Source organism: uncultured Roseobacter sp. (assembly GCF_947488185.1).
Classification (GTDB): Bacteria; Pseudomonadota; Alphaproteobacteria; order Rhodobacterales; family Rhodobacteraceae; genus Roseobacter.
The window spans coordinates 875,308-888,279 of the sequence record NZ_CANKYM010000001.1 but is presented as its reverse complement, the minus strand read 5'-3'; the positions used below and the strand labels follow the sequence as shown (position 1 = coordinate 888,279).

At 58.7% G+C, this 12,972-nt stretch carries 17 protein-coding genes; 13 read left to right on the top strand and 4 right to left on the bottom strand.

Annotated elements, in window-relative coordinates:
• Window positions 1–780, top strand: a complete 780-nt coding sequence (locus tag Q1A52_RS04465; protein WP_300011397.1) for an ion transporter — start codon at window positions 1–3, stop codon at window positions 778–780.
• Window positions 781–866: 86 nt separating this feature from the next.
• Entirely contained in the window at window positions 867–1,367 is a 501-nt protein-coding gene (locus Q1A52_RS04460; protein ID WP_300011394.1) for a L,D-transpeptidase family protein, read from the top strand.
• Between the two features lie 3 nt (window positions 1,368–1,370).
• Here Q1A52_RS04460 and Q1A52_RS04455 read toward each other — a convergent pair whose 3' ends face one another.
• Window positions 1,371–1,898, bottom strand: a complete 528-nt coding sequence (locus Q1A52_RS04455; protein ID WP_300011391.1) for a CAP domain-containing protein — start codon at window positions 1,896–1,898, stop codon at window positions 1,371–1,373.
• Between the two features lie 165 nt (window positions 1,899–2,063).
• Between Q1A52_RS04455 and Q1A52_RS04450 the strand changes: the two genes are divergently transcribed.
• Together Q1A52_RS04450 and Q1A52_RS04445 are read left to right on the top strand one after the other, a co-directional pair.
• Window positions 2,064–2,675: a L,D-transpeptidase gene (locus Q1A52_RS04450; protein ID WP_300011388.1), complete on the top strand. Its 612-nt coding sequence runs from the start codon at window positions 2,064–2,066 to the stop codon at window positions 2,673–2,675.
• Window positions 2,676–2,815: 140 nt separating this feature from the next.
• On the top strand, window positions 2,816–2,992 hold the full coding sequence (locus tag Q1A52_RS04445) for a hypothetical protein (RefSeq protein ID WP_299780050.1): 177 nt from the start codon (window positions 2,816–2,818) through the stop codon (window positions 2,990–2,992).
• Window positions 2,993–3,073: 81 nt separating this feature from the next.
• Here Q1A52_RS04445 and hemH read toward each other — a convergent pair whose 3' ends face one another.
• Together hemH and Q1A52_RS04435 are read right to left on the bottom strand one after the other, a co-directional pair.
• Window positions 3,074–4,144: a ferrochelatase gene (gene hemH / locus Q1A52_RS04440; protein ID WP_300011385.1), complete on the bottom strand. Its 1,071-nt coding sequence runs from the start codon at window positions 4,142–4,144 to the stop codon at window positions 3,074–3,076.
• Window positions 4,145–4,199: 55 nt separating this feature from the next.
• A complete protein-coding gene (locus Q1A52_RS04435; protein ID WP_300011382.1) occupies window positions 4,200–5,012 on the bottom strand; it encodes a methyltransferase domain-containing protein in 813 nt (270 codons plus the stop codon).
• A gap of 15 nt (window positions 5,013–5,027) precedes the next feature.
• Between Q1A52_RS04435 and Q1A52_RS04430 the strand changes: the two genes are divergently transcribed.
• The 4 genes from Q1A52_RS04430 to Q1A52_RS04415 are packed head-to-tail and all read left to right on the top strand — an operon-like array spanning window position 5,028 to window position 7,326.
• The gene (locus tag Q1A52_RS04430) at window positions 5,028–5,759 is read left to right on the top strand and encodes a ComF family protein (RefSeq protein WP_300011379.1); all 732 of its coding nucleotides are present in this window, start codon (window positions 5,028–5,030) and stop codon (window positions 5,757–5,759) included.
• 39 nt (window positions 5,760–5,798) lie between these two features.
• Entirely contained in the window at window positions 5,799–6,056 is a 258-nt protein-coding gene (gene grxC / locus Q1A52_RS04425) for a glutaredoxin 3 (RefSeq protein ID WP_195821000.1), read from the top strand.
• Window positions 6,053–6,883, top strand: coding sequence for a carbon-nitrogen hydrolase family protein (locus Q1A52_RS04420; protein ID WP_300011374.1), 831 nt, complete (start codon window positions 6,053–6,055; stop codon window positions 6,881–6,883). The genes grxC and Q1A52_RS04420 overlap by 4 nt, the downstream gene beginning before the upstream one ends.
• Entirely contained in the window at window positions 6,883–7,326 is a 444-nt protein-coding gene (locus Q1A52_RS04415) for a MarR family winged helix-turn-helix transcriptional regulator (RefSeq protein WP_300011372.1), read from the top strand. Before Q1A52_RS04420 ends, Q1A52_RS04415 begins: the two co-directional genes overlap by 1 nt.
• On the opposite strand, the gene ubiG is transcribed toward Q1A52_RS04415, so the two are convergent.
• Window positions 7,323–8,069, bottom strand: coding sequence for a bifunctional 2-polyprenyl-6-hydroxyphenol methylase/3-demethylubiquinol 3-O-methyltransferase UbiG (ubiG, locus tag Q1A52_RS04410; protein ID WP_300011369.1), 747 nt, complete (start codon window positions 8,067–8,069; stop codon window positions 7,323–7,325). The two genes, Q1A52_RS04415 and ubiG, sit on opposite strands and share 4 nt — an antisense overlap.
• 48 nt (window positions 8,070–8,117) lie before the next feature.
• Between ubiG and pip the strand changes: the two genes are divergently transcribed.
• From pip to Q1A52_RS04385, 5 genes are all read left to right on the top strand, one after another.
• Window positions 8,118–9,089: a prolyl aminopeptidase gene (gene pip / locus Q1A52_RS04405; RefSeq protein WP_300011366.1), complete on the top strand. Its 972-nt coding sequence runs from the start codon at window positions 8,118–8,120 to the stop codon at window positions 9,087–9,089.
• Entirely contained in the window at window positions 9,086–9,982 is an 897-nt protein-coding gene (locus Q1A52_RS04400; RefSeq protein ID WP_300011363.1) for an ABC transporter substrate-binding protein, read from the top strand. The genes pip and Q1A52_RS04400 overlap by 4 nt, the downstream gene beginning before the upstream one ends.
• Before the next feature lie 134 nt (window positions 9,983–10,116).
• Window positions 10,117–10,707 carry a ribosome maturation factor RimP gene (rimP, locus tag Q1A52_RS04395; protein ID WP_300011360.1) on the top strand — a complete coding sequence of 197 codons (591 nt, stop codon included), beginning with the start codon at window positions 10,117–10,119 and terminating at the stop codon, window positions 10,705–10,707.
• Window positions 10,708–12,327: a transcription termination factor NusA gene (gene nusA / locus Q1A52_RS04390; protein ID WP_300011357.1), complete on the top strand. Its 1,620-nt coding sequence runs from the start codon at window positions 10,708–10,710 to the stop codon at window positions 12,325–12,327. It begins immediately after the preceding gene.
• Between the two features lie 22 nt (window positions 12,328–12,349).
• The gene (locus Q1A52_RS04385; protein ID WP_300011354.1) at window positions 12,350–12,970 is read left to right on the top strand and encodes an RNA-binding protein; all 621 of its coding nucleotides are present in this window, start codon (window positions 12,350–12,352) and stop codon (window positions 12,968–12,970) included.
• Window positions 12,971–12,972 lie beyond the last annotated feature (2 nt).

Genomic DNA, 12,972 nt, shown 5'->3' with positions numbered 1-12,972 from the left:
ATGACGTTGCGCCAAAAACTGGATGTCTGGCTGGATCAGACCTGGGTGATCAACCTTGTGATGGGGGTGATCATTTTCAATGCGATCCTGTTGGGGATGGAGACGTCGCCAACCCTGATGGCGCAGGCGGGCACGTTGATCGTCGCGCTCGATACGGCCTGTCTGGGATTTTTCATCGCAGAGCTTCTGTTGAAGATTTTCGCGCGGGGGAAGCGGTTTTTCAAAAGCGGCTGGAACCTCTTTGATTTCGCCATCGTGACTGCCGCGCTGATCCCGGGATCACAGACCATGTCGGTGCTGCGGGCCTTGCGGATTTTGCGGGTGCTGCGGGTCATCTCAGTCGCGCCGCGCCTGCGCCGCGTGGTCGAGGGGTTTGTCACTGCGCTGCCGGGCATGGCGAGCGTCTTTGTGTTGATGGCGATCATTTTCTACATTGGCGCGGTGATCGCGACCAAGCTTTTTGCCGCCAGCTTCCCCGACTGGTTCGGCTCGCTGGCGCTGAGCGGGTATACCCTGTTCCAGATCATGACATTGGAGAGCTGGTCCATGGGCATCGTGCGCCCGGTGATGGAAGTCTACCCTTATGCCTGGGTGTTCTTCGTGCCCTTCATCATGATCACGACCTTTGCCGTGGTGAACCTGCTCGTGGGTCTGATCGTGAACTCCATGCAGGACGCGCATCAGGAAGAGGCGGGCGCGGTGACCGACGCTTACCGTGACGAAGTACTCACCCGTTTGATTGCAATCGAAAAACAACTGGCGAAAAAATCGGACACCTGACAAATTTGTGAGGTGGTTTAACCGATTTTCCATGATAATCGTGCCACAAGAGCAGAATGTCGAAAAGACAAACGGGACAGCAGAAAATGCGTCGCAGAGATTTGATGATCACCACGGTCGCCGCCATGGCGTTGGGTGGATGTGCAGGCAGTTCAAAGTTTCGCCGGTACGATGGGCCGGAGGTCACCTATGTCGTGGTCAATAAGGGCCAGCGTCGGATGCATCTTTTGCATCACGACGCGTTACTGAAAAGCTATGACATCAATCTGGGATTTGCACCGATTGGTCACAAGCAGATCGAAGGCGACGGCAAAACGCCGGAAGGTGTCTACCGCATCGACCGCCGCAATCCGAACTCTCAGTTTCACCTGTCATTGGGGATCTCTTACCCGAATGTAAATGATGTCGCCTTGGCCAAGGCCCTGGGGAAATCTCCGGGGGGTGACATCTTTATCCACGGTCAGAAAAACCCGTTCAAGCGAGATGACAAGGATTGGACTTGGGGATGTATCTCCGTCACCAACGATGAGATGGAAGAGATTTATGCGATGGTGCGTGATAACACGCTGATCTCCCTGAACGCCTGACGGTCAGACTGGGCCGGCACCGGGAATCGTACTGCCGGTGACCAGCGTCCACCAGATTTTACCATTGTTTTCCTGAAACCACGAAAACCCCATCTGGGTTGCATTCGGTGACAGGATCACGCGGCGCGTATCCGGTTTTTCCATCCAGGCCGCCAGTGTTTCCAGTTCGGATTCGTATGTCTCTGATATGTTCTCGCCGATGAGAACGCCGGGGTATCCCACGCGCTGAACCCGATCAATTGGCGAGGATCCATCGGAGCCAAAATGCCATGGACGGTTTTGGATGGACATGTCGCGAGAATGGGTCGCGGCGGCCGCATTCAGCTTGGGATCAAGTTCGAGGGGGGCCTGGCCGGAGGCGCTGCGCAGCGCGTTCACGGAGTCCAACATGCGAAATTGGATTTTGCCCGTATCCCCGCGACCGATTCGGTAAAGTTGGGGTGCATCCGCGCCACCGGTGACCACCGGACCGGGCGCGCAGGCCGCCAATGTTAACCCCAGCACGAGAAAAATCGAAATCAGGCGGATCATTTTGCACTCCTTAAGCGTTGCTTTACCGCATATCTTGCAATGCGTTGTAATTCAAACGCACATCAGGGCATGAAGTTCAGATGACAAGTGTTTGATTTGCGACTGCGACTTTCGCGCAATAAACTGCGCGAAATTCCTTGTCTTTCGTGCATATGGAGGCATCCGATGTCTGTTAAACGTTTCAAGTCCCCAAGCCGCCGGTCCTTCCTGGCTGGCAGCGCAGCCATGTTGGCCACGCCTGCGATTGCGCAGGACGCCTCTTCCGTGAATTCGGCTGCGACCACGCAGGGCGAGCGCGATCTGAGTGAGGTTGTGCGCCGGAATATTTCCAGCTTTCGCACACTGGACTGGCGCCCCTATTTCTCTAACCTGAAAAACGGCGCCGTATTGGTGGATATCGATAGTCGCGCCCTGCATTACTGGGCCGAAGATGAAAGCTTCTACAAGCTGTATCCGTCAAGTGTCCCGCTGACCGAAGAGTTGACGCGGCGTGGACGCACGAAAGTCGTGCGCAAAGTCGAAGGCCCCAGCTGGCGCCCGACACCCTCCATGCTCAAGCGCAATCCGGAATGGCCGGAATACATCGGGCCCGGTCCCGATAACCCGATGGGAACACACGCACTTTACCTCAGCTGGACCTACTACCGTATCCACGGAACGCACGATACACGCAAAATCGGGCGGCAATCCTCGAATGGCTGCATCGGTCTTTACAACGAGCATATCGCTGAGCTTTTCGGGCTAACCAAGGTCGGTACGCAAGTGTTGCTAATTTGACGACATTAACCTTGATCTGTTGGGCGGCGGGGGAATCCAGTTTGCAAACATCACGTTATGATGCTTTACCAACAATCACGAGGTAAGTCTTGGGTGCGTGCTATCGCTTTGCGTGGCTCGCCGATTCTGGAGGTTATGATATGAAAAAACTCGTTCTCGCCGCTGCTCTGACAGCCGCCGCATCGACAGCATACGCAGGTTCGCTTGCAGAGCCAGTCGTTGAAGCACCAGTTGTGGTTCAAGAAGCAGAAAGCTCGTCTTCCGGCGTTCTTCTGCCGATCCTGCTTCTGATCATTGTTGCTGCTGCCATTTCCTAATCGGAAATTCAGTACTTCAGTTTAAAAAGGCGGTGTGTTTTGCACCGCCTTTTTTACGTTTAAAAGAGTGATGAGACGACGTCAGTCGATCCATCCCTTGAGATTGTCATCGATCACATTCGATAGAGCTTCGATATGGGCCCGGTCATCGTTGAGGCAGGGAATATAGGTGAAGGTTTCGCCCCCCGCTTCCTCAAAACTCTCCTTGATCTCTTCATTGATCTCTTCGAGTGTCTCGATGCAGTCAGCTGAAAAAGCAGGAGCACAGACTGCGATATTCTTCTTGCCCGCTTCCGCCAGACGCGCGACCTCTTCGACGGTGTAGGGCTGCAACCATTCTTCGGGGCCGAATTTTGACTGGAATGTTGTTGTGATTTCAGTGTCTTTCCAGCCCAGACGTTCCTTGAGCAGGCGCGTCGTTTTCTGGCATTGGCAGTGGTAGGGATCACCTTCCATCAGGTAGCGGATGGGCACGCCGTGATAGGAACAGACCAGGATATCGGGTTTCTTTTCCATGTGGCCATAGGCCCGCTCAATCGATTGCGCCAGCGCCTCAATATAGTCCGTTCGATCGAAATAGGGCTCCACGGTGCGGGTCACCGGCTGCCACTTTTCATAGGTCAGCGCGCGAAAGAATTCGTCGTTTGCCGTCGCCGACGTGGCACCCGCGTAGTGCGGATAGAGCGGGAAAAACAGGATTTTCCGACATCCCGCTGCCGTCATTGCGGCCACCTTTGACCGGGTCGACGGGTTGCCGTAGCGCATGCAGAAATCCACCATCACTTCGTCACCGTGGCGTTTATGCATTTCGGCGGTGATCTTGGCGGCCTGGGCCTTGGTGATGGTCATCAGCGGGCTTTCGCCCTCCGACTCGTTCCAGATGGATTTATAGGCGGCACCGCTGGAAAACGGACGTTTCGACAGGATGATCAGCTGCAAAAGTGGTTGCCAGATCCACGGGCTGTAGTCGATCACCCGGCGGTCGGACAGGAATTCGTTCAGATAGCGGCGCATCGACCAATAATCGTAATTGTCCGGCGTGCCGAGATTCGCAAGCAGAATGCCCACCTTAGGTGTTGCGACCTCGGGATGGTCGTCTTTGGCATGTGCCGGGCGCACGGTCACGGGCGCGGAGGCGCGGCTGTCCAGCATGATATGGTCCTTGTGCAGCACGTATGCGCCTCAGATAGACAGTTTTACGCGGGCGTCAATCGCGCAGGGGGGTTTCAGGGACTGCCAGCGCATCCGCCAGACGCTGGCGGGCGGAGCCGGGGCGCAGCGGTTTTTGCTGGCTTTCATCCGGCGCCCATCCGGTCAGGAACACCATTTCGAACGTGGCCGGGATACGACCCTCACCCGTGGCGTAATGCGCAGTATAGAGCCGCGATGTCTCTTCAAAAAGAGCGCGCCGCGTCGGTGTCCGGTGCCGGTCGTGCAGCGCATTGCTTTCCCCCATCGCCCGCAGATCCCGCATCAGGTGCCAGGCGTCGCGGTATTCCACCGTCAGGGTGAGACTATCTGCCACGGGCAGGGCGAGGCCTGCGCGCTGCAGCAAGGCCCCCAGATCGCGGATTTCCCCCATGGGCGCGATGCGTGGTGACAGCCCGCCGGTCAGCGCGATTTCCGCCTGACCCAGACAGCTGCGCAATTGCTCAAGTGTTTGCCCGCCCAAGCTTGCCATGATCAGCATGCCATCGGGTTTCAAAGCGCGGCGGCATTGGATCAGCTGGCCCACCGGGTCGTTTGCCCAATGCAGCCCCATCGCGTGGATGACCAGATCGTGAGCGGCTTCGGATAAATCCAGTCGATCACTGTCTGCGCAGATCACCGCATTCGGCAGTCTTGGGATCCAGACTTGCGGGAAAGGCGTCACAACAACGGGCGCTGTAAACGACCTGTTAACCATCATGAGGCGATCCTGCACTTCGTCCGCCGCGGCCTCTTGCAGAAAGAGCGCGTCGGCGCGCGCGCGATGTCGCTGCAGGGCAGGAATGTCCGTCAGGATTTTTGGGCCAGTCATGAAGGGGACAATAGGGTGGCAGAACTGAGTTTTCAAACAGCGGTCTCGATGATCTATCCGCCACGGTGCCTGGGCTGTGGCGGCAAGGTGCTGAGTGACTTTGGTCTTTGCGGGACCTGTTGGCGCGACACCCTTTTTATCGGCGGGTCGATCTGCGATTGCTGCGGGACGCCGCTGCCGGGAGAGGATCACTCGGATACACTTAAATGTGATGACTGCATGCGCACGCCGCGCCCCTGGAAACAGGGGCGATCAGCGTTGATCTACAAGGATAACGGCAGGCGGCTGGTTCTGGGCCTGAAGCACGGCGACCGACAGGAGATCGCAAAGCCGGCGGCGCAATGGATGGCGCAGGCAATGGCAGATTTGCCCAAGGACAATATGATCATCGCCCCCGTGCCGCTGCATTGGACGCGGATGGTCAAGCGACGCTACAACCAGTCTGCACTTTTGGCCCAAGCCCTTGCAAAAAATGTAGGATTACCCGTTTGTCCGGACCTTTTGCAGCGGCAAAAACGTACGCTGCCGATGGAAGGTATGACGCGGGAAGTGCGGTTCTCATCCGTCAAGGGCGCGATCTCGGTGCATCCTCGGCGCAGGCACCGGCTGGTGTCCCGTCCGGTCCTGATCGTTGATGATGTGTTCACCTCCGGGGCGACGCTGTCGGCAGCTGCGGATGCCTGCCTTGCAGCAGGGTCAGGGCCGGTATACGTCGTAACACTGGCACGCGTGGTCAAGGATGCCTAAGTTCCTCACCAACGCTTCGCGCAATGAGGAAAGACCAGGATGCAAACCGTTGAAATTTATACCTCGCCGCTCTGTGGCTTTTGCCATGCGGCCAAACGCCTGCTGAAACAGAAAGGCGTCGACTTCGCCGAGGTCGATGTCTGGGCGAACCCGGACCGCAAGCCGGAGATGATCCAGCGCGCGAATGGCGGGCGCACGGTGCCGCAGATTTTTGTGGGTGAAACCCATGTGGGCGGTTGCGATGACCTCTACGCGCTCGAACGGGCCGGGAAACTCGACACGCTTCTGGCGGCATGAGAACCGCCCTCCTGCAGCTGAATGTCTCTGAAGATCCCGTGGCGAACCTTGAGGGTACGCTCGGGTATCTGCGGCAGGCGGCTGCGGAGGGGGCGGAGTTTGTCCTGACGCCCGAGGTCACGAATTGTGTCTCAACCAGTCGGACGCATCAAAATACTGTGCTGCAGCTTGAGGCGGATGACATCACGTTGGCAGCCCTGCGCAAAGAGGCCAAGGCCTTGGGTCTCTGGGTGTTGATCGGCTCTCTGGGGCTGAAGACAACCGATGCGGACGGTCGCTTTGCCAATCGATCGTTCATGATCAACCCCGGTGGCGAGATCGTCGCGCGCTACGATAAAATCCATATGTTTGACGTGGATGTCACACCCGAGGAAACATGGCGCGAATCGCAAGGGTATCGCCCAGGGACGCAGGCCGTTGTGGCGGAAACCGCCTTTGGTCCTGTTGGAATGACCATCTGCTATGATCTGCGGTTTCCCAAACTGCACGCGGCACTTGCGAATGCGGGGGCGCATATCCTGACCGTTCCAGCGGCGTTTTCGCCAGTGACCGGTGCCGCACATTGGCACACGCTGTTGCGGGCCCGTGCCATTGAAACCGGATGCTTTGTGCTGGCTCCGGCACAGACCGGGCTGCATGCCAGCGCAGGCCATAAAACACGCCGCACCTACGGGCATTCTCTGGTCGTAACCCCTTGGGGCGAGGTCCAAATGGACGCAGGAGAGACGCCGGGCGTTTACATCACGGACCTCGATATGGGAGAAGTGGCCAAGGCTCGGGCCCGCGTCCCCAGCCTTGAGAATGCGCGACCCTTTGATGGACCCTGATGAACGAAGACAGAAATGCCTTGGCGATTGCGCTCTTTAGCGAAGTGCTCGCAGCGGACCAGATGGTGCGCGCGCGGCTGAGCAAGGTGTTGCCGAAGGGCATGGAAATCTCTCATTTTTCGGTGCTCAACCATCTGGCGCGCACGATGGATGAACGTACGCCCGCACAACTGGCAGAGACATTCCATGTCACCCGCGGGGCCATGACCAATACTTTGAGCAAGCTGGAGTGGGCCGGTTACGTGCATATTCGGCCCGATTGGGATGACGCGCGGCGCAAGATGGTCGCGATCAGCCCGGCGGGACGGCAGGCGCGCGACCATGCGGTGGGGTCAATTACGCCGCTGATCAATCAGGTGGTCGAGAAGCTGGGTGACGCCCAAGTGCGCGAGGCGTTGCCGATTCTACGCGAGATGCGCCGTCAGCTGGGCGAAGAAACCTAGGCCGGTTTCAGGCTGGCGGTCACGTAGTTCACGCTCAGATCCCGGTCCGACAGCCGCCAGGACCAGGTGAGCGGGTTGAAGACGAACCCTTTGCGATCCACCGGATCGAGGCCAGCCTGCCGCATCAGGTCATAAAGTTCATCCGGCGTGATGAATTTTGACCATTCATGCGTGCCTTTGGGCAGCCAGCGCATCACATGCTCCGCGCCGATGATCGCCATCATGTAGGACTTTGGATTGCGGTTCAGGGTGGAGCAGATGTGCAGTCCACCCGGTTTCAGAAGTTTCCGGCAGGCGATCAGGTAGTCGATGGGGGAGGCGACATGTTCGACCACCTCCATGTTCAGGACGACGTCGAATTGCTCACCTGCCTCGGCCATATCCTCGGCGGTGGTGTGGCGGTAGTCGATCACCAGCCCGGATTGTTCCGCGTGGATTTTTGCCACGGGGATGTTGCGTTCGGCGGCATCAGCCCCCACAACATCCGCGCCCAGACGCGCCATCGGCTCCGCCAGCAGCCCGCCGCCGCAGCCGATATCCAGAATGAGCAGACCCTTGAACGGCGCTGGCGTCTTCAGATCACGGTCGAATTCGGCGGCGATCTGGGTGGTGATATAGTCGAGCCGGCAGGGGTTCAGCATGTGCAGCGGCTTGAACTTGCCGTTCTCGTCCCACCACTCCGCCGCCATCGCCTCGAATTTAGCAATCTCGGAGGGGTCAACCGTGGTTTGAGGCGCTTGCATTCTGATCTCCATGTGCTCAAGTGCGTTTTCGTATTATATAGGCCTGTAATGGACAAATTCTCGGACCAAAAGCGCGCAGTGCAATATCTGTACCCGCCGATCGATCCTTTCGATCAGCGGATGCTCGACGTGGGTCAGGGACATAAGGTCTATGTGGAGCAATGTGGTAACCCGGATGGCATTCCGGTGATTGTTTTACACGGCGGCCCGGGTGGTGGATGCAGCCCGGCGATGCGGCGGTATTTTGACCCAGAGGTCTACCGGGTGATTCTGTTTGACCAGCGGGGCTGTGGCCGGTCGCGTCCGCATGCGAGCGTGACGCACAACACCACCTGGCATCTTGTTGATGATATTGAGCTGATCCGGCATGAGCTGGACATTGATCACTGGATCGTCTTTGGCGGCAGCTGGGGGGCGACGCTGGCGCTGATTTATGCGCAGGCGCATCCCGATCATGTGCGTCATATCGTGCTGCGCGGCGTTTTCCTGATGACCCGCGCCGAGCTGGACTGGTTCTATGGTGGTGGGGCCGGCAAGTTCTGGCCCGAAGTCTGGGCGCGGTTCACGGCGCTGATCCCTGAAGACGAACGCGGCGATCTGATCGAAGCCTACAGGCGACGTCTGTTTTCTGGTGATATTGGGTTGGAGACACGCTATGCCAAGGCATGGTCCGCCTGGGAAAACGCGCTGGCATCGATCCATTCGTCAGGCTCCACCGGTGAAAGCCCCGGCGAATATGCGCGGGCTTTTGCCCGGCTCGAGAATCACTATTTCTCGAACAATGGATTTCTGGAATTCGATGGTCAGATCCTCGCCCATATCGGGCGGATTGCGCATATCCCCGGTGTGATTGTGCAGGGCCGCTACGATATGATTTGCCCCCCTGACAGCGCCTATGCCGTGGCGCAGAAGTGGGACAATTGCGATCTCAAGATGGTGCGCAATGCGGGTCATGCCCTGTCAGAACCCGGCATCAGCGCGGAGTTGGTGCGCACGATGGACCGGATTGGCGGCAAATGAGTCGGGCCTTGCGTCATATCGACAGGCGGGCGCTTTTTGCTTCCGGTGCGGCGGCGGCGCTGCTGGCAGCGACCGGTGTATCTGCTGGCCCGTCGCCCGTGCGCGGTGGACGGTTGCGCATGGCGCTGTCCGGTGCGATGCGCTCGGACAGCTTTGATACACGGTTCCCACAGGGCCTTTTTATGCAGGTCGCCATGGTGGGTATGGTGTTTGACACGCTGACCGAAGTCGGTGCCGACGGGACCCTGCGGGGTGAGCTTGCAGCCCGTTGGAAAGGCAGCGCAGACGCCAGGGTCTGGCACGTCGACCTGCGTCCCGGCGTCACCTTTCACAACGGCGCTCCCTTTACCTCGGGAGATGTGCTGGCCTCTCTGGCGCTGCATCGAGACACCCTCCTGTCCGATGTCGTAGAGATCGACGCGGTAGGTGCCCGTCAGATCCGGATCACGTTGACCGACCCTGATCCGGACTTCCCATATCGTCTGTCCGCGCCTGAGCTGGTGATCTACCCGTCAAACCACATGGCCGAGGCGATTATGGGCGGAATCGGCACCGGTCTCTACCGGGTGCACAAGTTTCTGCCCGGTCGGCAGTTGATCGGCCAGCGTGTCGATCAGCACTACAAGGACGGCGCGGCAGGCTGGTTTGACAGCGTCGAGCTTGTTTCCGTGCCCGCCGAGCCGGTGCGCGCCGAAGCCTTGCGCGACGGCTATGTCGATGCGGTCGATCTGGCCGAAGCGGCGCTGCTGGAGGGTGTGGCGGATGTCGCCCTGCTGCCGGACTCCAAACAGGTCACCTCTGCCGCAACCCTAAATCTGCACATGCCGCAGATGGTTGGCAGCCGTGCGCCTTTGGACAATCTGCGCGCGGCGGAACGGTGGTGGATGGGCTGACCTGATCAGGGGTTGCAGACTCAGGTCCGCGCGCGTATATCCTGCGGTAACAGCGGCGCGTTCGGGTCCAAACCAGACGCACCACCGAAACACGATACGGGCCGCGCGCCCGTTTTTTTGTGCCTGAAAGACTGATGACAAACGACCTGATTGCAAAAGCTGCCATTGATCGCCGCATGGCCGAGATCATCACCCCGGTGATCGAGGATATGGGGTTTGAGCTGGTGCGCGTGCGCCTGATGTCGGGGAAATCCACGATCCTGCAGATTATGGCCGACAAGCCCGACGGCGGCATCGAGGTCGATGATTGCGCCGAGATCAGCCAGGCGGTCAGCGCTATTCTCGATGTCGAAGACCCTATTCTCGACGAATATACGCTAGAGGTGTCCAGCCCGGGGATCGACCGTCCGCTGACACGGCTCAAGGACTTCGAGATGTTCGAAGGCTATGAGGCCAAGATCGAGACGGGCGAGATGATTGACGGCCGCCGCCGCTTTAAGGGTGAGTTGGCAGGCATTGAGGACGACGAAGTTCTGATCAATGTCGCCGAAGGCACCATCGGTTTGAAATTCGACTGGCTGTCGGATGCGAAACTGGTGCTGACGGACGATCTGATCAAGGAAATGCTGCGCCAGCGCAAAGCGAGCGGCGCAATTGACGAGACAAAGTTTGACGAAATTTCCGATGAGGTGTCATCGGAGGATTCCGCTGAGGGAGACCAATAAATGGCAATTACTTCTGCAAACCAGCTTGAACTGCTGCAAACCGCCGAGGCCGTGGCCCGCGAAAAGATGATCGACCCCGGTCTGGTGGTCGAGGCGATGGAAGAATCGCTCGCCCGGGCGGCCAAGTCCCGCTACGGCGCCGAGATGGACATTCGTGTGCATATTGATCGCAAGACGGGCCGCGCGACCTTTACCCGCGTGCGCACCGTGGTTGAGGATGAAGAGCTGGAAAACTATCAGGCCGAATTCACGGTCGAGCAGGCCAAGCAGTACATGGAAAACCCCGAAGTTGGGCAGGAATTCATTGAAGAGGTTCCCCCGGTCGAGATGGGCCGGATTGCCGCGCAGTCTGCCAAACAGGTAATCCTGCAAAAGGTGCGCGAAGCCGAGCGTGACCGTCAGTTCGAGGAATTCAAGGACCGCGCTGGCACCATCATCAATGGGCTCGTCAAGCGCGAGGAATATGGCAACGTCATCGTCGATGTGGGCGCGGGCGAGGCGATCCTGCGCCGTAACGAAAAGATCGGACGCGAAAGCTACCGCCCCAACGACCGTATCCGCGTCTACATCAAAGATGTCCGGCGTGAACAACGTGGCCCGCAGATTTTCCTGAGCCGCACGGCACCGGAATTCATGGCCGAGCTCTTCAAGATGGAAGTGCCGGAGATTTATGACGGCATCATTGAGATCAAGGCGGTTGCCCGGGACCCGGGTTCCCGCGCCAAGATCGCGGTGATTTCCTATGACAACTCCATCGACCCGGTGGGCGCTTGTGTTGGTATGCGCGGCTCCCGCGTGCAGGCCGTTGTGAACGAGCTGCAGGGCGAAAAGATCGACATTATCCCGTGGAACGAAGACCAGCCGACGTTCCTTGTGAACGCGCTGCAACCTGCGGAAGTCAGCAAGGTGGTTCTGGACGAGGAAGCGGGCAAGATCGAGGTGGTGGTGCCCGAAGAGCAGCTGAGCCTCGCCATCGGGCGTCGTGGCCAGAACGTGCGTCTAGCGTCGCAACTGACCGGGCTCGACATCGACATCATGACGGAAGAGCAGGAAAGCGCGCGCCGTCAGGCTGAGTTCGAGCTGCGCACCAAGCTCTTTGTCGATAACCTCGATCTGGACGAGTTCTTTGCCCAGCTTCTGGTGTCCGAAGGGTTCACCAACCTCGAAGAGGTAGCGTATGTTGAACTGGATGAACTGCTGGTCATTGACGGGGTGGACGAAGACACCGCGAACGAACTGCAGGCCCGGGCCCGCGATGTGCTGGAAGCGCAGAACAAGGCCGCGCTTGAGAACGCCCGCAGCATGGGTGTCGAGGACAGTCTGGTTGAATTTGAGGGCCTGACACCCCAGATGATTGAAGCGCTCGCAAAGGATGATGTGAAGACACTGGAAGACTTCGCCACCTGCGCCGATTGGGAGCTGGCTGGCGGATGGACAACCATCGACGGCGAGCGCGTCAAGGATGACGGTGTCCTGGAACCCTTTGATGTCTCGCTGGAAGAGGCGCAGGATCTGATCATGACCGCACGGGTCATGTTGGGCTGGGTTGATCCCGCCGATCTGGAAGCTGCCGCTGAAGAAGAGCTGGAAGAGGCAGACGCCGAGGAGACCGAGGCCTGATTTCAGGCCTCGGGGTCACCTGATGGGTCGCGGTGGCGCTCCCAAAGACCGCACCGACGGTCCAGACCGCAAGTGTATTGCCACGGGCGAGGTGCAGCCAAAATTTGGGCTGATCCGCTTTGTAGCAGGTCCGGAGGGGCAGATTGTGCCGGATATTCTTGGCAAACTGCCCGGGCGCGGGATTTATGTAGCGGCGGACAGGGGTGCGCTTGAAAAAGCGGTGCAAAAACGCCTCTTTGCCCGTGGCGCAAAACAACCGGTGACGGTGCCGGAAGATTTGGTGGGGGAAGTGGAACGGCACCTGGCGCGCCGGGTGATTGACCTCATCTCCCTGCAACGCAAGGCCGGCAAGGCGGTTGCCGGATACGAAAAGGTAAAAAGCTGGCTGCAGTTGGAAGAGGCAGAGGTTCTGATCCAGGCGGTGGATGGATCGGGGCGCGGGAAATCGAAATTGAGCACGCCGCACTATGGCCATTATATCGGCTGGCTGACGGCGGACGAATTGGGTTTGGCATTCGGACGTCAAACTGTGATACATGGGGCGCTCGCCTCTGGTGGACTCACGCAACGTGTTGTAGAGGAAGCCAACCGACTTAAAGGCGTGCGCGAAAACGAGGGTGGCAACGGCCATTCGAAAGGATAGAC

What these genes read in the sequence shown, in the direction of transcription:
- Q1A52_RS04465 (WP_300011397.1), top strand. Translation starts at nt 1, where the DNA reads ATGACGTTGCGCCAAAAACTGGATGTCTGGCTGGATCAGACCTGGGTG.
- Q1A52_RS04460 (WP_300011394.1), top strand. Translation starts at nt 867, where the DNA reads ATGCGTCGCAGAGATTTGATGATCACCACGGTCGCCGCCATGGCGTTG.
- Q1A52_RS04455 (WP_300011391.1), bottom strand. Translation starts at nt 1,898, where the DNA reads ATGATCCGCCTGATTTCGATTTTTCTCGTGCTGGGGTTAACATTGGCG.
- Q1A52_RS04450 (WP_300011388.1), top strand. Translation starts at nt 2,064, where the DNA reads ATGTCTGTTAAACGTTTCAAGTCCCCAAGCCGCCGGTCCTTCCTGGCT.
- Q1A52_RS04445 (WP_299780050.1), top strand. Translation starts at nt 2,816, where the DNA reads ATGAAAAAACTCGTTCTCGCCGCTGCTCTGACAGCCGCCGCATCGACA.
- hemH (WP_300011385.1), bottom strand. Translation starts at nt 4,144, where the DNA reads ATGCTGGACAGCCGCGCCTCCGCGCCCGTGACCGTGCGCCCGGCACAT.
- Q1A52_RS04435 (WP_300011382.1), bottom strand. Translation starts at nt 5,012, where the DNA reads ATGACTGGCCCAAAAATCCTGACGGACATTCCTGCCCTGCAGCGACAT.
- grxC (WP_195821000.1), top strand. Translation starts at nt 5,799, where the DNA reads ATGCAAACCGTTGAAATTTATACCTCGCCGCTCTGTGGCTTTTGCCAT.
- Q1A52_RS04420 (WP_300011374.1), top strand. Translation starts at nt 6,053, where the DNA reads ATGAGAACCGCCCTCCTGCAGCTGAATGTCTCTGAAGATCCCGTGGCG.
- Q1A52_RS04415 (WP_300011372.1), top strand. Translation starts at nt 6,883, where the DNA reads ATGAACGAAGACAGAAATGCCTTGGCGATTGCGCTCTTTAGCGAAGTG.
- ubiG (WP_300011369.1), bottom strand. Translation starts at nt 8,069, where the DNA reads ATGCAAGCGCCTCAAACCACGGTTGACCCCTCCGAGATTGCTAAATTC.
- pip (WP_300011366.1), top strand. Translation starts at nt 8,118, where the DNA reads ATGGACAAATTCTCGGACCAAAAGCGCGCAGTGCAATATCTGTACCCG.
- Q1A52_RS04400 (WP_300011363.1), top strand. Translation starts at nt 9,086, where the DNA reads ATGAGTCGGGCCTTGCGTCATATCGACAGGCGGGCGCTTTTTGCTTCC.
- rimP (WP_300011360.1), top strand. Translation starts at nt 10,117, where the DNA reads ATGACAAACGACCTGATTGCAAAAGCTGCCATTGATCGCCGCATGGCC.
- nusA (WP_300011357.1), top strand. Translation starts at nt 10,708, where the DNA reads ATGGCAATTACTTCTGCAAACCAGCTTGAACTGCTGCAAACCGCCGAG.
- Q1A52_RS04385 (WP_300011354.1), top strand. Translation starts at nt 12,350, where the DNA reads ATGGGTCGCGGTGGCGCTCCCAAAGACCGCACCGACGGTCCAGACCGC.